Here is a 17,929-nt window from a genome sequence, read left to right as displayed (position 1 = left end):
GGACAGGTGGACGACACGCCGGACCTGGTTGAGGGTGCGTGTACCGCGGGCACCTACCGTGGTATCCGTGATGGAACCGTCCGGGCCGCTGCCCCCCGAGATCTACTGGCGACGTCGCTGGCTTGCCATCGGTGCTGGGGTCGTCGCGCTTCTCCTGCTGATCTGGATCGTCTCCGCCCTCCGCGGCGGGGGCGACGACGATCCCGCCGCTGATGCGGCGGCCGTGAGTTCGTCGCTGACGTCGACGACCTCGGCCTCCGGATCGGCGACGGAGTCGAGTTCCGCCGCGGGCGGCGCGTCCGGATCGGAGTCGTCGGCGGCGTCCGGCGAGGGCTCCCCGTCCGGTACCGCCGTCGCCGCGCCCGCGGGCCAGTGCGCCGACAACTCCCTGGCCATCAAGGTCAGCGCCGACAAGGCGACGTACCCGGCGGGGGAGGAGCCGGAGTTCGGGATCGTCATCACCAACATCGGCAACGGGACGTGCGACCGGGACCTCGGCGCGGGGATGCAGCAGGTCCTCGTCTACACCCTCGACGGCCAGCAGCGGCTGTGGTCGAACAACGACTGCTACCCGAACGCCGCGCCCGACCTGCGCACACTCAAGCCCGGTGAGCAGGCTGCGTTCACGGTCAAGTGGTCCGGGGCGACCTCCGAGCCGGGATGCGCCGCACCCCGGGACCCGGTCGGCGCCGGCGCCTACACCGTGGTCGGGCAGCTCGGGAACCTGCGCAGCACCCCGGAGCCGTTCAACCTGAGCTGATGCGCTTTCGTTGCTCGTGAGTGAACTTCATCTCGGTGAGGGTGAAATTCGCTCACGGGCGGCCCAGCCGCTCAATCGAACGGGCCCGTGATCGATGTCTCGGCGAGCCGGGACAACCCCTCCCGGATGTGCCGGGCCCACAGCCCACCGATCCCGTCGACCGCCTGCAGGTCGGCGGCCGTCGCGGCGAGCAGCCCCTGCAGCGTGCCGAACGAGGCGACCAGCCGGTGCACCTGATGGAACTGGAGGCGCGGCACCCGCGCCAGCACGCGGTATCCGCGGGGGCTCATCGGCGCGTCCAGCGCCTCGATCGTCCCCGGGTACCCGAACGCCCGGGCGAGCGTGGTCAGGTCGAGAAGATCCGCGTCCGTCAGCTTGTCGAGTGCGGCGAGGGTGTGTTCGACCGACTCGGTGGACGGCTGGCCGGGGCCGGCCAGGTAGTCCCGCGCCACCAGCTGGCGGGCCACGTCGTTGTTGCCGACCAGCTCCTCGAGCTGCAGCGCCAGCTGTCTGCCGTCGGTGCCGAGTTCGAGGACGTCGCGTTCGATCTCGACGGACACCCGGCGGACCATCTCCAGCCGCTGCGCCACCGTCAGCGCATCACGGAGTGTGACGAAGTCCTCGATCTCGACGACGGACAGTGCGTTGGTGACCTCGGTCAGCCGCGACTTGTACCGCTCGAGGGTGGCGACCGCCTGGTTGGCGCGCGACAGGATCGTCGGTGAGCCCTCCAGTACGTGCCGGACGCCGCCGACGTACACGGAGACGATGCTCATCGACTGGCTCACGGACACCACCGGGTAGCCGGTCTGGATCGCGGTCCGCTCGGCGGCCCGGTGCCGGGTGCCGGACTCGACGGTCGGGATCTTGTAGTCGGGCACCAGCTGGACGTTCGCGCGGACGATGCGCGTGCCGTCGGTCGAGAGCACCACCGCCCCGTCCATCTTCGACAGCTCGCGCAGCCGGGTGGGGGCGAACTCCACGTCGAGCTCGAATCCGCCGTCGCAGAGCTCCTCGATCTGGTCGTCGTAGCCGAGAACGATCAGTGCGCCGGTGCGTCCGCGCAGGATCCGTTCCAGCCCGTCCCTCAGTTCGGTGCCCGGTGCCAGCCGGGCAATCGTTTCGCGAAGCGTGGCCGCGGTGTCGTCCATCGCCGTCCCCCCCTTGCCTCGCTGGAATCCGCGCGGCGCCGTACCGGTGCACGGGAGGCGATCGTCCCACGCGGACATGTCGCGACTAGATTACCGAGACATGAGCGGTACCTGGACGTTGCCCGATGATCTCGAAATCCCCACCCGTCCCGATTTCTTTCCCGCGCCGGGTGAGGCGCTGCCTCAGCACTGGGCGAAATGCTTCGGATGTGGCGACGACCAGCCGACCGGTGCGGCGATGCACTTCACTGCGACGGAGGGCATCGAGGTCGTGGGGCGGCTGACCGTCGAGTCGCGCTTCCAGGGCGGCCCGGGCGTCATTCACGGCGGCATCCTGACGACGGCGTTCGACGAGACGCAGGGCATGGCCTGCATGGTTCTGGGGGTGCCGGTGGTGACCGGTCACCTGCAGGTCGACTTCGCCCGCCCGATCCCGCTCGGATCGGTGCTCGAGTTCCGGGCCCGCATCGACGGCATGGTCCGCCGCAAGGTGTACGCCAGCTCGGAGGTCCGGATCGTGGAGGGGCCGACCGCGAGCGACGAGGTCGCCGGGACCTCCCGCGGACTGTTCCTGACCATCAAGCCGGAGCACTTCAAACCGATGCGCGACTTCGTCGACGGTGTGCCGACGGTCCCGAACTTCGGCAACTCGACGCTCTAGACGGCCTCCATCCGGCGGGGGACCACGCGCAGGGCCTCCCTGATCGTGGCGACCTCGTCGACTCGCATGCCGGCCGGATGCGGCCCGGAGTCGCGCGGCACCACCGCGTGCGTGAACCCGAGCCGTTTGGCCTCGGCCAGTCGGCGGCCGACCGCGGTGACCCGGCGTACCTCACCGGCGAGTCCGACCTCGCCGAGCACGACCAGCCCGGACGGCAGCGGCTTGTCGCGGTCGGCGGAGACGATGGCCAGCGCGAGGGCGAGGTCGGCGGAGGGTTCGGTCAGCCGCATGCCGCCGACCGTCGCGGCGTAGACCTCCTTGTCGTGGGTGCGGATGTTGGCGTGTTTGGCGAGCACCGCCAGCACCATGGCAACCCGTGCTGCGTCCATGCCGCTCACCGCCCGGCGCGGAGAGGGGTTCTGGGTGGGCACCACCAGTCCCTGCACCTCGCCGAGGAGGGCGCGTTTGCCGTCCATCGCGACGGTGACAGCCGTGCCGGGGGCGGTGTCGTCGCGGTGGTGCAGGAACAGCCCGGACGGGTCGGTGACGCACTCGATGCCGTCCTCGTGCAGTTCGAAACAGCCGACCTCGTCGGCGGAACCGAACCGGTTCTTCACCCCGCGCAGCATCCGCAGCGTCGAGTGCTTGTCGCCCTCGAAGTGCAGGACCACGTCCACCAGGTGCTCGAGGGCGCGCGGACCGGCGACCGCGCCGTCCTTGGTGACGTGCCCGATGAGCAGCACGGGGATGCCGCTGGTCTTCGCGAGGGTGGTCAGCGCCGAGGTGATCGCCCGCACCTGGGTGACGCCACCGGTGACGCCCTCCACGTCGGCGGCGAGCATCGTCTGCACCGAGTCGACGATCAGCAGGGTCGGTTTGACCTGTTCGACGTGGCCGAAGATCGTCGCGAGGTCGGATTCGGCGGCCAGGTACACGCGGTCGTGGACGGCGCCGGTCCGGTCGGCCCGCAATCGGACCTGCCCGGCGGACTCCTCGCCGGTCACGTACAGGGACCGGTCGTCGGGACCCCGGCGCGCCCAGCGGTGCACGACCTCGAGCAGCAGGGTCGACTTGCCGACTCCCGGTTCGCCGGCGAGCAGCACCACCGATCCAGGCACGATGCCACCGCCGAGCACCCGATCGAGTTCGGGTACCCCCGTCGGCTTGGCGCGGCTGACGGTCGCGCTGACCTGCGTCAGCGGGGTGGCGGGGGAGGTGGGGACCAGGCCCGTGCCCGCGCGCGCGCCGCTCGCGCCCGGCCGGTTCGCGACGGCAGCGAGGACGGGGGCGGCCTCCTCGACCGACCCCCACTCGCCGCACTCCGGGCAGCGGCCGACCCACTTCGCGACGGTGTACTGGCAGGCGGTGCATCGGTAGCTGGTCTTCGGTTTGGCCACGGAGGAAACCCTAGGCGCAGGGACCGACACCCGTCCTCCCGGTCGCCGTGGCACCCGGCGGTTCCGGGTGAGTCGGCGTCCGGCAGCATGCGGTGTCAGGAAGTCGTTGCGGCCCGGTGCTTTCCGGCGAGCGCGCGGTAGCTCTCCGCGTTGTGGGCGATGTGCGCGATCTCCTCGTCGGTGAGCTCGCGTCGCACCCTGGCGGGAACTCCGGCCACCAGTGAGCGGGCCGGGATCTCGGCGCCCTCGAGCACCACGGCACCGGCCGCGACGAGACAGTTCGCGCCGAGGCGAGCGCCGTTGAGGACCACGGCGCCCATGCCGATCAGCGAGTCGTCGCCGATGGTGCAGCCGTGCAGGACCGCGTTGTGGCCGACGCTGACGTTCGCGCCGACCGTCAGAGGGAAGCCGGGGTCGGCGTGCATCGTCACGTTGTCCTGGATGTTGCTGCCCGCGCCGACGGTGATCGGCGCGGCGTCGCCGCGTGCGACCGCGCCGTACCAGATGCCGGCCTCCTCGTGCAGTGTCACGTCTCCGATCACGGTGGCGGTCGGCGCCAGCCACGCCGAGCCGGCGACGGTGGGCGCTGCGTCGTCGAAGGGCACCACGTGGGGTCCGGTCATGTGCTGCTCCTGATCGTCGGGTCGAACAGGTTGTGTCGCATCCCATTTTGGCCGATCAGCACCCGACCCGCCGGCCTGCGCCACTCTCGTGTGGTGTCCGGCGAGGGACCCCGGAAACGGCGACGGCCCCCGACCTGGTGCAGGTCGGGGGCCGTCGGACGGCGATCGGGTCAGTGACCGGCGACGTGGTCGGCGAGGGTGCCGGCACCCTCGTTGCCGGACTTGTCGGACTCGTGGCGGTCGAGGATCGGTCCCGCGTCGACGGGGACGTCGACGACGATGTCCCCGGCGCGCTCGAACGTGAAGGTGACCGGCACGGTCAGGCCGGGGTAGACGCCCTCGGCGATGTCGTTGAGGGTGACCAGGATGATGTCGGTCTCGATCTTCTCGCCGTCATCGGTCACGGTGGCGTCCGGGACGCCGGAGCTCAGCGCGGTCTGCGGCCGGATCACGCGGCCTCCGACCTCGCCCGCGATGGTGACGGACGCAGCCTTGTCGGTGCTGATCTTCGCGAGCCGCTCGGGCTGGTGCTGGCTCTCGTTGACGGCGGTGAACGCGAGGGCGACGGTGCCGCCGGGCTTCAGGCTGTACTCCTCGCTGTTCGGGTACACGATGTGCACGTTGCGCAGCGAGATGTCGCCCTGGTTCGCGTAGTTGCCGTTGACGGCGGCGACCTGGGTGGAGGTCTGGGTGATCTGGCCCGCGCTGCAGGCGGACAGCGAGATGGCAGCTGCTGCGGCCAGGGCAACGGCGGTGGCGACTCGGCGAGTCGACGCATTCAGTGCTGTCACGGGGTGTCCTCCACGGCGTCGGGTCGTGTAACTCAACTAGGCAGAGTAGTAGTTCCCTCCGCGCGCGGCCTCCCCGGGTCGATCTTTGGCGGGCGCGGTGTCGTGTACCGGTGTGCCGAATTCCGGTGGGGCGGCGTCTTCCCCGGCCGCGCCGATGCAGGTTCGTGACCTGGTGTCAACCCCTCCGATCAGCCCGCTGTGCGTCTGACCAGGGACGTTGGAACCGGTGTCGGAGGAACCCGTGATAAACTGGGCAGATCGAAAGGGGCACGGGACAGATGATTTTTAAGGTCGGAGACACCGTCGTATACCCCCACCACGGAGCGGCGCTGATCGAGGCAATCGAAACTCGCACCATCAAGGGTGAACAAAAGGAATATCTCGTACTGAAGGTCGCCCAGGGCGATCTCACCGTCCGGGTCCCCGCAGAGAACGCCGAGTACGTCGGCGTTCGTGATGTTGTGGGTCAGGAAGGGCTCGACAAGGTCTTCCAGGTGCTGCGCGCGCCGCACACCGAGGAGCCGACCAACTGGTCGCGGCGGTACAAGGCGAACCTGGAGAAGCTGGCCTCCGGCGACGTGAACAAGGTGGCCGAGGTGGTTCGCGACCTGTGGCGCCGTGAGCAGGATCGCGGTCTGTCCGCCGGAGAGAAGCGGATGCTGGCCAAGGCCCGTCAGATCCTCGTCGGTGAGCTCGCGCTCGCCGAGGGCACGGACGACGAGAAGGCCGAAACCATCCTCGACGAGGTTCTCGCGGCAGCGTCCTGACGCCCGACGCGGACAAACACAGATGAACACCGTGACAGGCCCGGTCGACGCGCACAGCGGAGGCCGGGTCGTTGCATTGGTTCCGGCCGCCGGGCAGGGGACGCGGCTCGGCGAGGACGTGCCCAAGGCTTTCGTGACCCTGAGGGGGCGGACGCTGTTGCAGTGGGCGGTCGTTGGTCTGCTCGACTCCGGCGCGGTCGACCGGGTGGTGGTGATCGTGCCGCCGGACCTGGTCGAGCGGACCCGTGACGACCTGCCCGCCGGTGTCGACGTGGTCGGCGGCGGTGCGGAACGGACGGACTCGGTGCGCGCGGGTATCGCCGCGGCCGCCGACGCGGACCTGCTGCTCGTGCACGACGCGGCCCGCGCGCTGACCCCGCCCGCGCTGATCGCCCGGGTCGTTGCCGAGCTGCGCGCGGGACGGGAGGCGGTTGTCCCGGCCCTGCCGGTCGCCGACACGATCAAGTCGGTGGACCTGCTCGGGGTGGTCACCGGCACCCCGGAGCGGTCGGAGCTGCGTGCGGTGCAGACGCCGCAGGGTTTCGCCGCGGACCTGCTGCGGCGGGCCTACGACGCCACCGACGCCGCCGCCACCGACGACGCGGGGCTGGTCGAGAGGATCGGGGCGCGGGTCCGCACCATCGCAGGCGAACCACTGGCTTTCAAGATCACCACCCCCCTCGACCTCGCGTTGGCGCGAGCGTTGACGGATCCGGACACCGACGAATAGGAGCACAGGGCAGTGCGAGTGGGCATCGGCACGGACGTTCATCCGATCGAACCGGGGCGGCCGTGCTGGATCGCGGGCCTGCTGTTCGAGGGAGAGGACGGCTGCGCCGGCCATTCCGACGGCGACGTCGCCGCGCACGCACTGTGCGACGCGCTGCTGTCCGCGGCCGGCCTGGGCGATCTCGGATCGGTGTTCGGGACCGGTCGCCCCGAGTGGTCGGGCGCCAGCGGCGCGGCGCTGCTCGCGGAGGTCCGTCGGATGCTCGACGAGCACGGTCTCGCGGTCGGCAACGCGGCGGTCCAGGTGATCGGCAACCGGCCGAAGATCGGTCCGCGGCGCGTCGAGGCCCAGGACGCGCTCTCGGCTGTGCTCGACGCGCCGGTGTCGGTGTCCGCGACGACCACCGACGGACTCGGGTTGACCGGTCGCGGCGAGGGCATCGCTGCGGTGGCGACGGCGCTGGTCATCGCGGCCACGGCGGACCGGTAGGATCGCACGTCGTGACCCTGCGACTCTTCGACACCGAAACGCGGGCCCTGCGTGACTTCGTTCCGCTGGTCCCCGGCCACGCGTCGATCTACCTGTGTGGGGCGACCGTGCAGGGTGAGCCGCACATCGGCCACGTCCGCAGCGGTGTCGCGTTCGACGTCCTCCGCCGGTGGCTGCTCGCGCACGACCACGACGTGGCGTTCGTCCGCAACGTCACCGACATCGACGACAAGATCCTGAACAAGGCCGCCGACGCGGGTCGGCCGTGGTGGGAATGGGCCGCGACGTACGAGCGGTCGTTCACCTGGGCCTACGACCAGCTCGGTGTGCTGCCGCCGTCCGCGGAGCCGCGGGCGACCGGGCACGTCACCCAGATGGTCGAGCTGATGCAGCGGCTCATCGACGCCGGGCACGCCTACGCCGCGGCGGGTGACGTGTACTTCGACGTGCTCAGCTGGAAGAAGTACGGCGCGCTGTCCGGGCACAAGCTCGACGACGTCCACCAGGGCGAGAGCGCGGCCGAGGGCAAGCGCGACCCGCGAGACTTCACGCTGTGGAAGGCCGAGAAGCCGGGCGAGCCGTCCTGGCCGACGCCGTGGGGACGCGGCAGGCCCGGCTGGCACCTCGAGTGCTCCGCCATGGCCGGCGCCTACCTCGGTGGCGAGTTCGACATCCATTGTGGCGGACTGGATCTGGTGTTCCCGCATCACGAGAACGAGCTCGCGCAGAGCCGGGCCGCCGGGGACGGGTTCGCCCGGTACTGGCTGCACAACGGCTGGGTCACCATGGGCGGCGAGAAGATGTCGAAGTCGCTGGGCAACGTGCTGTCGGTGCCCAACGTCCTGAAAAGGGTTCGCCCGCAGGAACTCCGGTTCTACCTCGGCGGCGCGCACTACCGGTCCATGCTGGAGTACTCCGATCACGCGCTCGACGTCGCCGCGGAAACCTACCGGGGCATCGAGGCGTTCGTGCTCAAGACCGCGGAACGCGCGGGGGAGGTGCCGGTCGGCACCTGGACCGCGGAGTTCGCGGCCGCGCTCGACGACGACCTCGGGGTGCCGAAGGCGCTCGCGGAGATCCACGGTCGTCAGCGCGAGGGCAACCGGGCGTTGACCGCCGGTGACCTCGACACCGCCGTCCTGATCGCCGGGCAGGTGCGCGCGATGATGGGCATCCTCGGCGTCGACCCACTCGACCCGCACTGGACGAGCGACTCCACCGACGCGTCCGCCGCGCACGCCGCGCTGGACGTGCTGGTTCGCTCCAGTCTGGACGCCAGGCAGCAGGCCAAGGCCGACAAGGACTGGCCGGCGGCCGACGCGATCCGGGACCGGCTCGCGGCCGCGGGCATCGCGGTCACCGACACCGCCAACGGACCCGAGTGGTCCCTCGAGAAGAACCACAACGAAGCAGGGTAGTGATGGCAGGCAATTCGAGCAGGCGCGGCGCGGTCCGCAAGTCCGGCACCAAGAAGGGCCAGGTCGTCGGGTCCGGCGGCCAGCGGCGCAAGGGCCTCGAAGGCCGCGGCGCCACCCCGCCCGCGGTCGAGCGGACCAAGCACCCCGCCGCCAAGCGGGCCCGTGCGGCGGCCAAGGCCGGCGCCGGTCGACCGGTCGGCGGTGGGTCGGGCGGGCGCGGCGGATCGCCCCGCAAGGGCACCGACGGCCCGGAGAACGTGCTCGGCCGCAACCCGGTCCTCGAGTGCCTGCGGGCCGGTGTGCCCGCGACCGCGCTGTACGTCGCGGTCGGCACCGAGAACGACGACCGGCTGTCCGAGAGCGTGCAGATCGCCGCGGACAAGGGCATCTCCATCCTCGAGGTGCCGCGCACCGACCTGGACCGGATGAGCGCCAACGGCCTGCATCAGGGTGTCGCGCTGCAGGTGCCGCCGTTCCGGTACGCGCACCCCGACGACCTCCTCGCGAACGCCCGCACCCAGCAGGAGCCGGCGCTGCTGGTGGCGCTCGACAACATCACCGACCCCCGCAACCTCGGTGCGGTGGTCCGCTCGGTCGCGGCGTTCGGCGGTCACGGTGTGGTGATCCCGCAGCGGCGCAGCGCGTCGGTCACCGCGGTCGCGTGGCGGACCAGCGCCGGTGCCGCGGCGCGACTGCCGATCGCGCAGGCCACCAACCTGACCCGCACGCTCAAGGACTGGGCCGCGAAGGGTGTGCAGGTCGTCGGCCTCGACGCCGGCGGCGACACCACCCTCGACGAGTACGACGGCACCGGTCCGGTCGTGGTCGTGGTCGGCTCGGAGGGCAAGGGCCTCTCGCGTCTGGTGCGCGAGACCTGCGACACCATCCTGAGCATCCCGATGGCCGGCCCGGTCGAGTCGCTCAACGCGTCCGTCGCGGCCGGCGTCGTGCTCGCGGACATCGCCCGGCAGCGGCGCTGACGCGCCCGTGAGTCCTCTCGGCCCGCGCGCGGACCGGAAGGACTCGCGGCCCCGGGGGTGCGCATGATCGACGCAGGGGACCGGGGTCGCTCCGCTTCCGCAGTGTGGCGCGAGTGCGGGTCCCCGCTGGTCGAACCCACAGGATCCGGACCGCTCGACGGCATGGCCGTCGCGGTCAAGGACCTGTTCGACCTCGCGGGTCATCGTGTCGGTGCCGGCAATCCGGTCCGGCTCGCGGAGGCTTCGCCGGCCACCCGCACCGCGCCGGTGGTCGCGGCCCTGCTTGCGGCGGGCGCGTCCGTCGCGGGGATCGCCCGGACCGACGAGTTCGCCTACAGCCTCGCCGGGACCAACGCCCACTACGGGACGCCTCCCAATCCCGCTGCACCCGAACGGATCCCAGGAGGATCGAGTTCCGGTCCGGCCAGCGCAGTCGCGCTCGGCGATGCTGCGGTCGGGCTCGGCACGGACACCGCTGGGTCGATCCGGGTGCCCGCGTCGTACCAGGGGCTGTACGGGATCCGCACCACGCACGCCGCGGTGTCCGCTGTCGGGGTGCTGCCGCTGGCGCCGTCCTTCGACACCGTCGGGTGGCTGGCGCGCGATCCCGGCACCCTGCATGCGGTCGGTCGGGTGCTGCTGCCGCCGCAGCAGCCGCGGACGTTCGCGCGGGCGCTGGTGTGCGACGCGCTGGTCGCGCTCGCCTCCGCGGAGGTGCGGGACGCCGTGGCCGCGGCCGTCACCCGGTGGACGAACGCCGCGAACCTCCCGGCGATCGAACGGTGTGACATCGACACCGGCGCCCTGCCGGGCGCCGTCCGCGACTTCCAGACCGTCCAGGGCTGGGAGGCGTGGCACGCGCACAGTGCGTGGATCTCCCGGCACCGGGCCACGCTGAACCCCGACGTGGGCGCCCGGTTCGACACGGCGGCCGGGTACACCGCACTGGACCGGCGGCGGGCCTGGGACAGGTTGTGGAGCTTCGCATCCCGGGTGGACGCCCTGCTCGGTGACGACCTGCTGCTGGTGCCCTCGGCGTCCTCCGTGGCGCCGACCGTTGCGGAGGCGATCCTCGGCGGCGAGGTGATCGAACGGGAGCGGGCCGCGACCTTCGCGCTCACCTGCATCGCCGGTGCCACCGGACGTTGCGCGGTGAGCGTGCCTCTGCCGGTGGAGATCCCGGTGGGTCTGTGCATCGTCGGACCCCGCGGCCGCGACCTGGACGTGCTCGCGCTCGCAGCCGCCGTCCGTGCTGCCGGAGTCGCCTAGCGCCGCCACGGCACTCCACGGCGAGCCGATTGGCGCTCACCTGTCCGCTCGCGGCACGGAGCGGGGCCGTGCCGCGAGCGTGGATGCACGTCAACCACCCGCTTCGAGCGCGCTCGCCCCCTCACCGTCGCCTACCCGCGGTCGCCGCTCCGCCGCCGTACGATCCCGGGATGGCGACCGCCCTCCTCTACGGTCTCGGGACCGCCCTGCCGATGCTCGTCGGCGCGTTCGTCGGGTTGCGCTACGACCTGCCGCGGCCGCTGCTGGCCGCGCTGATGGCGTTCGGCGCGGGCGCGATGGTGGCCGCGGTGTCGACCGAACTGTTCCAGCCGGCGTTCGAGTCGGAAGGGGTCGTCGTCGCCGGCATCGCGCTGATGCTCGGTGCGCTGGTCTACGTGGTCGCCGACCACCTGATCGAGAACAAGCTCGGACCCGCCGCCCTCGGCTGGGCGCTGATGCTCGGCGCGCTGCTCGACGGCATTCCCGAGAACACCGCCCTCGGAGTCTCGCTCGGCGTCGAGGGCGGGCTCGTCCTGCTGGTGGCGATCGCGGTCGGCAACGTGCCGGAGGCGGTGGCCGGCGCGGCGTCGATGCGGAAGCAACCGAACTTCGACCGGCGCCGCGCCGCGGTGCTGTGGACCGTCACCGCAGTCGTGCTCGTGCTGGTGGTGGTGCTCGCGTACGCCGCGTCCGACTCGATTCCACCGTCGCGGATCGCGGTGATCCAGGCCTTCGCCGGTGGCGCCACGATTGCGGTCCTCGCCGATTCGCTGATGCCCGAGGCGTATCGGGAGGGTGGCTGGTGGGTCGGCCTGTCGACGGCGCTGGGGTTCCTGGTCGCGTTCGCGCTGGGCGGTTAGCCCTGGGGGCGGCGGGGCGGGTTTGACCTCGACCGAACTCGAGGTTCTACGGTTGATGTCGTGCATGTGATCGACACGGAAGCCGGACCCAGGGGTTGGCGAGATCTGCTTGGGCCCGCTCATCTCGGGTCGATGGTGGTGCTGGCCGGTGGGGTCGCGCTGTACGCCACCAACATCTATCTGACCGCCAGCCTGCTGCCGTCCGCCGTCGAGGACATCGGCGGCGACAGGTTCTTCGCGTGGGCCACGACGATCTTCCTCGTGGCGTCGGTGGCGTCCGCGGTACTGGTCAGTCGGCTGCTGGCGCTCGTCGGGCCTCGGGCTGCCTACCTGGTCGCGATTGCCGCGTTCACCGCGGGCACGGTGGTGTGCGCGCTCGCCCCCGAGATGTGGGTGCTGCTCGCGGGGCGTGCGTTGCAGGGCGCGGGCGGCGGACTGATCAGTGGGCTCGGATACGCGTTGATCCGGTCGGTGCTGCCGTCCGGCCTGTGGACGCGGGCCTCCGCCCTGGTGTCCGCGATGTGGGGTGTGGGCACCTTCGTCGGACCCACCGTCGGGGGTGCGTTCGCGCAGTTCGGTTCGTGGCGGCTGGCGTTCGTCGCGCTCGCCGTGCTCGGCGTCGGCATCGCGGCCCTGGTGCCCCGTTACATCGTCGGCGGCCGACCCGAGTCGACCGGCGAGACCGTGCCGGTGGTGTCGATGGTGCTGCTCTCGGCTGCCGCGCTGGTGATGAGCGTGGCCGGTGTCGCGGGCTCGGGTACCGGGACCGCGGTGGGCGTCGCGGCCGCGCTGGTGCTGCTTGCGGTGTTCGTCGGATACGAACGCGCCCGGGGCGGCAGCGTGCTGCCCTCGGTGACCTTCGCCCGCGGCGGCACCCTGAAGTGGACGTACCTGACCATCGGCTTCCTCGCGGTCGCGTCGACGGCGGAGACGTTCGTGCCACTGTTCGGGCAGCGGCTCGGTGGGCTCGCACCGCTCATGGCCGGGTTTCTCGGCGCGGCGCTCGCGATCGGCTGGACACTCGGCGAGGTGGCGAGCGCGGGCGCGCACCGGGCCCGGACCGTGCGGGCGATCGTGGTGGCGGGTGGCGCGGCCGTGATCGCCGGGTTCGCGGCGTTGGCGATGTGCCAGCGCTCCGACGCCCCCGGCTCGGTGATCTGGTTGTGGGCGGTCGCGTTGGCGGTCGTGGGTGCCGGAATCGGTGCCGCATGGCCGCACCTCGCCGCCTTCGCCATGGCCAGTTCCGAGGACCCGGTGCAGGGCGCGCGGGCCGCGTCGGCGATCAACACCGTGCAGCTGGTGTCGAACGCGGTCGGGTCCGCGATCGCCGGCGTGCTGGTGAATCTGGGGACGTCGACGACCGGGTCGGCGCGACTGCTGTACGGGGTGTTCGCCGCGATCGCCGTGCTCGGTGTGCTGACGGCGATGCGGGCGACCCGACCGCGAGCCCGACCCGGCCGCTAGGGGGTGCCGTAACCGCCGCCGCCCGGCGTCTCGACGACCAGGACGTCGCCCGGTTGCACCTCCACCGAGTCACAGGCTGCCATCCGTACCACCGACCCGTCCCCGCGTTCGACCCGGTTGCTGCCCAGGCCGCCGGGGGAGCCGCCGGCCATGCCGTACGGCGGCACCCGGCGGTGTCCCGACAGCGTGCTCACCAGCATCGGCTCCAGGAACCGGAGCCTGCGGACCGCGCCGTCGCCGCCGCGCCAGCGCCCGTCGCCGCCGCTGCCGCGCCGAATCGCGAAGTCCTCCAGGAGTACCGGGAGCCGCCACTCGAGCACCTCGGGGTCGGTCAAGCGGGAGTTGGTCATGTGGGTCTGCACCACCGACGAGCCGTCGAACCCGTCGCCTGCACCGGACCCGGAGCCGAGCGTCTCGTAGTACTGGTGCCGGTCGTTGCCGAAGGTGACGTTGTTCATCGTCCCGGACCCCTCGGCCTGCACGCCGAGCGCCCCGTACAGCGCGCCGGTCACGGCCTGCGACGTCTCCACGTTGCCGGCGACGACGGCGGCCGGATGGCTCGGCGCCAGCATCGACCCCTCGGGGATGACGAGGTGCAGGGGCCGCAGACAGCCGTCGTTGAGCGGGATGTCGTCGGCGACGAGGGTGCGGAACACGTAGAGCACAGCGGCCGTCGCGACCGACGACGGCGCGTTGAAGTTCGATTCGAGCTGTGGCGACGTTCCGGTGAAATCGATTGTCGCCGAGCGACTCTGCCGGTCCACGCTCACCCGCACCGCGATCACCGCACCGGAGTCGGTCTCGTACCGGTAGGAGCCCTCGGTGAGGGTGTCGACGACCCGGCGCACCGCCTCCTCGGCGTTGTCCTGCACGTGCCGCATGTAGGCCTCGACCACGTCGAGTCCGAAGTGGCCGATCATCTTCGCGACCTCGTCGACCCCCTTTGCGTTCGCGGCTATCTGGGCACGAAGGTCGGCGAGGTTGGTTTCGGGATTCCGGGACGGGTACCGCGCGCCGGTCAGCAGGTCGAGGGTCTCGGCTTCGCGGATGCGGCCGTCGCGGGCGAGCAGCCAGTTGTCGAACAGCACCCCCTCCTCGTCGATCTCCCGGCTGGTGGCAGGCATCGACCCCGGGGTGATCCCGCCGATCTCGGCGTGGTGTCCGCGGGAGGCGACGTAGAACAGGATCTGTGCGCCCGGCTCATCGAAAACCGGTGTGATGACTGTGATGTCGGGGAGGTGGGTGCCGCCGTGGTACGGGTCGTTGACGGCGTAGACGTCACCACGCCGCATGTCGTTCCGCCGGCGTGCGATGACCTCCTTGACGCTGCTGCCCATCGAACCGAGGTGCACCGGGATGTGGGGGGCGTTGGCGATCAGGTTCCCGTCCGGATCGAACAGCGCGCACGAGAAGTCGAGTCGTTCCTTGATGTTCACGGACTGCGCCGTCGACTCCAGGGCCGCGCCCATCTGCTCTGCGATCGACATGAACAGGTTGTTGAAGATCTCGAGCATCACCGGGTCGGCCTGCGTGCCGACTGCGGCCTCGCCCCGAGCGGTCACCCGTTCGAGCAGCAGGTGCCCCGCCGCGGTGAGCGTGCCGCGCCAGCCCGGGTCCACCACGGTGGTGGAATTGGCCTCGGCGAGGATCGCCGGTCCGGTCACCGCATCCCCGGGCCGCATGCGTGCGCGTTCGTACAGCGGCGCGTCGTGCCAGGCGCCGTCGTGGTACATCCGGACGGTGTCGGGGGCTTCGCCGGGCGCGTCGTCGGGCGCCGCCGCGACACCGGTCAGGTCCGGATGGTGCGTGAGCCCGGTTGCCTCGACGGCCACAGCGTCGACGACGAGCGGGCGATCCATCAGGAACGAATAGGTGCGCAGGTGCACGCCCTCGAACTCGGCGGTCATGGTCTCGGGATCGGTCAGGTCGATGGACACCGTGGTGTCCGTGCCGTCGTAGCGCAGGTGCGCGCGCCGGGTCAGCCGGATCCGGTCCGCGGGGACCCCCTCGTCTCCGAGTTCGGTGACGGCCGCCGACTCCAGCGCCTCGGCGACGGAGAGGATCCGGGGCATGGTGTCCGGTCCCAGCGCCGCGACCACCGACTGCTCCCGCATGACCGTGGTATCGGCCAGGCCCATGCCCAGCGCCGAGAGGACGCCGGCCATCGGCGGGACCAGCACGGTGTGGATGCCCAGCGAGTCGGCGACCGCGCATGCGTGCTGGCCGCCGGCACCGCCGAACGTGGTCAGCGCGTACTCGGTGACGTCGTGCCCCTTCTGCACCGAGATGTGCTTGACCGCGTTGGCCATGTTCGCCACCGCGATGCGCAGGAAGCCCTCGGCCACCTGTTCGGGTGAGCGGTCGTCCGCGGTCCGTGCGCGGATGTCGGCCGCCAGCTCGGTGAAGCGGCTGCGCACGACGGCGCTGTCCAGGGGCTGGTCGCCGCCCGGCCCGAACACCAGGGGGAAGTGGTCGGGCTGGATGCGGCCGAGCATCACGTTGGCGTCGGTGACGGTGAGTGGTCCGCCACCCCGGTAGCAGGCGGGACCGGGATCGGCGCCGGCCGAGTCCGGGCCGACGCGGTACCGGCTGCCGTCGAAGTGCAGGATCGAGCCGCCGCCTGCAGCGACGGTGTGGATGTCCAGCATCGGTGCCCGTAGCCGGACCCCGGCAACCTGGGTGTCGAACACGCGCTCGTACTCGCCGGCGAAGTGCGACACGTCGGTCGAGGTGCCGCCCATGTCGAAGCCGATCACCTTGTCGAAGCCGGCCATCTGGGACATGCGCACCATGCCGACGATGCCGCCGGCCGGGCCCGAGAGTATCGCGTCCTTGCCGCGGAAGTGGCCCGCCTCGGCGAGGCCACCGTTGGACTGCATGAACATCAGCCGCACGCCCGGCAGCTGACCGGTCACCAGATCGACGTAGCGGCGCAGCACCGGCGAGAGGTAGGCGTCGACCACCGCGGTGTCCCCGCGCGGCACCAGCTTCATCAGCGGGCTGGCCACGCTGGACAGCGAGATCTGGGGGAACCCGATGCGATCGGCGAGCTCACCGATCGCCGCCTCGTGATCGGGATACAGATGGCTGTGCATGCACACCACGGCCACCGCACCGATGCCTTCTGCGCGGGCCTGCCGGAGCTCGTTGGCCAGTCGGTCGAGATCCGGTGTGCGCAGGACGGTTCCGTCGGCCGTGACGCGTTCGTCGACCTCGATCACGCGCTCGTACAACAACTCCGGCAGCTCGATCTGCCGGTCGAAGATGCGCGGCCGGTTCTGGTATCCGATCCGCAACGCGTCACCGAACCCCTTGGTGATGACGAGGGCCGTACGCGCCCCGGTGCGCTCGAGCAGTGCGTTGGTGGCCACCGTGGTCCCCATTCGGACCTGCTCGACCCGGTCGGCGGTGACGGCGACCTCTCCGGGCGAAGCCTCGGGCCGTATCGGGTCGGCGCTCGACCCGAGCAGCACGCGGATGCCGGCGACGGCTGCGTCGGCGTACCGGGCCGGGTTCTCCGACAGCAGCTTGTGAGTGACCAGGGTGCCGTCGGGTCGGCGGCCGACGATGTCGGTGAACGTGCCACCACGATCAACCCAGAATTCCCAACGCTTACCAGTCACGGTTCTCCCATCGCGAACGATCGGAGGTCAATCCTAGGGTGCGTTCGGCTCAGTGCCCGGCCGCGACCGCGACCCTTCCCGAGTTCGCGCGGCGCCGCGATCCGATCGCCCGGCACACCAGGTAGATCACGAACGAGATGGTGGTGACGAACGTCGACACCGGCACACCGGGGGCGAGCGAGAGCAGGATCCCGCCGACCGCCGCTAGCTCGGCGAACAGGATCGCCAGCAGCGTGGTCTTGAGCGGGCTGGAGGTGACGCGGGCGGCCGCCGCGGCGGGGGTGATGAGCAGCGACAGCACCAGCAGGGCGCCGACGATCTGCACACCGAGCGCGGCGGCGACGCCGACGAGCACGGCGAACACCAGCGACAGTCCGCGGATCGGCACCCCGCGGGCGCGCGCCACCTCGGGGTCGGTGCTCGCGAACAACAGCGGCCGGTACACGACGACGAGCACGGCGAGCACGATCACCGCGAACACGAGCAGCAACTGCAGTCCGCTGTTGCCGACACCGACGATCTGCCCGACGAGCAGGGAGAAGCTGGTGCCGGTGCGGCCCGGGTAGAGCCACATGAACAGCACCGACAGGCCGAGACCGAACGACATGATCACGCCGATCACCGAATCGCGTTCGCGCGCCTTGCTTCCCAACAGCGCGAACAACACGGCGGCGATCACCGAACCGACGATGGCGCCGACCCCGACGCTGATCCCGGCGAGCAGGGCGGCGGACGCGCCGGTCAGTGAGAGTTCGCTGGTGCCGTGCACGGCGAAGGACATCTGCCTGCTGATGATCAGCGGGCCGATCGCGCCGGCCAGCAGGCCGAGGATCGCGGCGGCGAGCAACGCCTGCTGGACGAAGTCGTACTGCAGCAGGTCGATGGTCGTCCGCCAGTCGAGCATGCTCGACAGCGCCCCGGTGAGTTTGTCGTTCATGCGAGGTTC

The 17,929-nt window shown here is 71.2% G+C and carries 16 protein-coding genes; 10 read left to right on the top strand and 6 right to left on the bottom strand.

Translation table 11 applies throughout. The features are described from left to right. The first annotated feature begins 67 nt into the window (after window positions 1–67). Window positions 68–760 carry a hypothetical protein gene (locus ACWDU4_RS02820; protein WP_450112326.1) on the top strand — a complete coding sequence of 231 codons (693 nt, stop codon included), beginning with the start codon at window positions 68–70 and terminating at the stop codon, window positions 758–760. 71 nt (window positions 761–831) lie between these two features. Here ACWDU4_RS02820 and disA read toward each other — a convergent pair whose 3' ends face one another. Further along, window positions 832–1,911, bottom strand: coding sequence for a DNA integrity scanning diadenylate cyclase DisA (disA, locus tag ACWDU4_RS02815; RefSeq protein WP_450112325.1), 1,080 nt, complete (start codon window positions 1,909–1,911; stop codon window positions 832–834). A 100-nt stretch (window positions 1,912–2,011) separates the two neighbouring features. Between disA and ACWDU4_RS02810 the strand changes: the two genes are divergently transcribed. Next, the gene (locus tag ACWDU4_RS02810) at window positions 2,012–2,572 is read left to right on the top strand and encodes a PaaI family thioesterase (RefSeq protein ID WP_450112324.1); all 561 of its coding nucleotides are present in this window, start codon (window positions 2,012–2,014) and stop codon (window positions 2,570–2,572) included. On the opposite strand, the gene radA is transcribed toward ACWDU4_RS02810, so the two are convergent. From radA to ACWDU4_RS02795, 3 genes are all read right to left on the bottom strand, one after another. Beyond that, on the bottom strand, window positions 2,569–3,969 hold the full coding sequence (gene radA, locus ACWDU4_RS02805) for a DNA repair protein RadA (RefSeq protein ID WP_450112323.1): 1,401 nt from the start codon (window positions 3,967–3,969) through the stop codon (window positions 2,569–2,571). The two genes, ACWDU4_RS02810 and radA, sit on opposite strands and share 4 nt — an antisense overlap. A 95-nt stretch (window positions 3,970–4,064) precedes the next feature. Then, the gene (locus ACWDU4_RS02800) at window positions 4,065–4,592 is read right to left on the bottom strand and encodes a gamma carbonic anhydrase family protein (protein WP_450112322.1); all 528 of its coding nucleotides are present in this window, start codon (window positions 4,590–4,592) and stop codon (window positions 4,065–4,067) included. A 170-nt stretch (window positions 4,593–4,762) separates the two neighbouring features. Beyond that, a complete protein-coding gene (locus tag ACWDU4_RS02795; protein WP_450112321.1) occupies window positions 4,763–5,383 on the bottom strand; it encodes a hypothetical protein in 621 nt (206 codons plus the stop codon). A 278-nt stretch (window positions 5,384–5,661) separates the two neighbouring features. Between ACWDU4_RS02795 and carD the strand changes: the two genes are divergently transcribed. The 8 genes from carD (at window position 5,662) to ACWDU4_RS02755 (ending at window position 13,360) form a co-directional block, all read left to right on the top strand. Then, window positions 5,662–6,150: an RNA polymerase-binding transcription factor CarD gene (gene carD / locus ACWDU4_RS02790; RefSeq protein WP_345352957.1), complete on the top strand. Its 489-nt coding sequence runs from the start codon at window positions 5,662–5,664 to the stop codon at window positions 6,148–6,150. Window positions 6,151–6,172: 22 nt separating this feature from the next. Next, a complete protein-coding gene (gene ispD / locus ACWDU4_RS02785) occupies window positions 6,173–6,880 on the top strand; it encodes a 2-C-methyl-D-erythritol 4-phosphate cytidylyltransferase (RefSeq protein ID WP_450112320.1) in 708 nt (235 codons plus the stop codon). A 12-nt stretch (window positions 6,881–6,892) separates the two neighbouring features. Beyond that, the gene (gene ispF, locus ACWDU4_RS02780) at window positions 6,893–7,369 is read left to right on the top strand and encodes a 2-C-methyl-D-erythritol 2,4-cyclodiphosphate synthase (RefSeq protein ID WP_450112319.1); all 477 of its coding nucleotides are present in this window, start codon (window positions 6,893–6,895) and stop codon (window positions 7,367–7,369) included. Between the two features lie 11 nt (window positions 7,370–7,380). Next, a complete protein-coding gene (gene cysS / locus ACWDU4_RS02775; protein WP_450112318.1) occupies window positions 7,381–8,787 on the top strand; it encodes a cysteine--tRNA ligase in 1,407 nt (468 codons plus the stop codon). A 2-nt stretch (window positions 8,788–8,789) separates the two neighbouring features. Continuing rightward, window positions 8,790–9,767, top strand: coding sequence for a 23S rRNA (guanosine(2251)-2'-O)-methyltransferase RlmB (rlmB, locus tag ACWDU4_RS02770; protein ID WP_450112317.1), 978 nt, complete (start codon window positions 8,790–8,792; stop codon window positions 9,765–9,767). 63 nt (window positions 9,768–9,830) lie between these two features. Beyond that, a complete protein-coding gene (locus ACWDU4_RS02765; protein ID WP_450112316.1) occupies window positions 9,831–11,036 on the top strand; it encodes an amidase family protein in 1,206 nt (401 codons plus the stop codon). Between the two features lie 170 nt (window positions 11,037–11,206). Further along, on the top strand, window positions 11,207–11,896 hold the full coding sequence (locus tag ACWDU4_RS02760) for a ZIP family metal transporter (protein ID WP_450112315.1): 690 nt from the start codon (window positions 11,207–11,209) through the stop codon (window positions 11,894–11,896). 60 nt (window positions 11,897–11,956) lie between these two features. Continuing rightward, window positions 11,957–13,360, top strand: coding sequence for an MFS transporter (locus ACWDU4_RS02755; protein ID WP_450112314.1), 1,404 nt, complete (start codon window positions 11,957–11,959; stop codon window positions 13,358–13,360). On the opposite strand, the gene ACWDU4_RS02750 is transcribed toward ACWDU4_RS02755, so the two are convergent. Further along, on the bottom strand, window positions 13,357–16,983 hold the full coding sequence (locus tag ACWDU4_RS02750; RefSeq protein WP_450112313.1) for a hydantoinase B/oxoprolinase family protein: 3,627 nt from the start codon (window positions 16,981–16,983) through the stop codon (window positions 13,357–13,359). The genes ACWDU4_RS02755 and ACWDU4_RS02750 overlap by 4 nt on opposite strands. A 49-nt stretch (window positions 16,984–17,032) precedes the next feature. Continuing rightward, window positions 17,033–17,920, bottom strand: a complete 888-nt coding sequence (locus ACWDU4_RS02745; protein ID WP_450112312.1) for a metal ABC transporter permease — start codon at window positions 17,918–17,920, stop codon at window positions 17,033–17,035. Window positions 17,921–17,929 lie beyond the last annotated feature (9 nt).

This window comes from Rhodococcus sp. NPDC003348, assembly GCF_053589375.1.
Note: the sequence above shows the minus strand (reverse complement) of the source record. Positions and strands in the feature narration are given on the sequence as shown.

Bases quoted from the DNA above. Each gene is read 5' to 3' on its own strand.
- ACWDU4_RS02800 (WP_450112322.1), bottom strand. From the start codon at position 4,592: ATGACCGGACCCCACGTGGTGCCCTTCGACGACGCAGCGCCCACCGTC.
- rlmB (WP_450112317.1), top strand. From the start codon at position 8,790: ATGGCAGGCAATTCGAGCAGGCGCGGCGCGGTCCGCAAGTCCGGCACC.
- carD (WP_345352957.1), top strand. From the start codon at position 5,662: ATGATTTTTAAGGTCGGAGACACCGTCGTATACCCCCACCACGGAGCG.
- ACWDU4_RS02745 (WP_450112312.1), bottom strand. From the start codon at position 17,920: ATGAACGACAAACTCACCGGGGCGCTGTCGAGCATGCTCGACTGGCGG.
- ispD (WP_450112320.1), top strand. From the start codon at position 6,173: ATGAACACCGTGACAGGCCCGGTCGACGCGCACAGCGGAGGCCGGGTC.
- ACWDU4_RS02765 (WP_450112316.1), top strand. From the start codon at position 9,831: ATGATCGACGCAGGGGACCGGGGTCGCTCCGCTTCCGCAGTGTGGCGC.
- ACWDU4_RS02810 (WP_450112324.1), top strand. From the start codon at position 2,012: ATGAGCGGTACCTGGACGTTGCCCGATGATCTCGAAATCCCCACCCGT.
- ACWDU4_RS02760 (WP_450112315.1), top strand. From the start codon at position 11,207: ATGGCGACCGCCCTCCTCTACGGTCTCGGGACCGCCCTGCCGATGCTC.
- disA (WP_450112325.1), bottom strand. From the start codon at position 1,911: ATGGACGACACCGCGGCCACGCTTCGCGAAACGATTGCCCGGCTGGCA.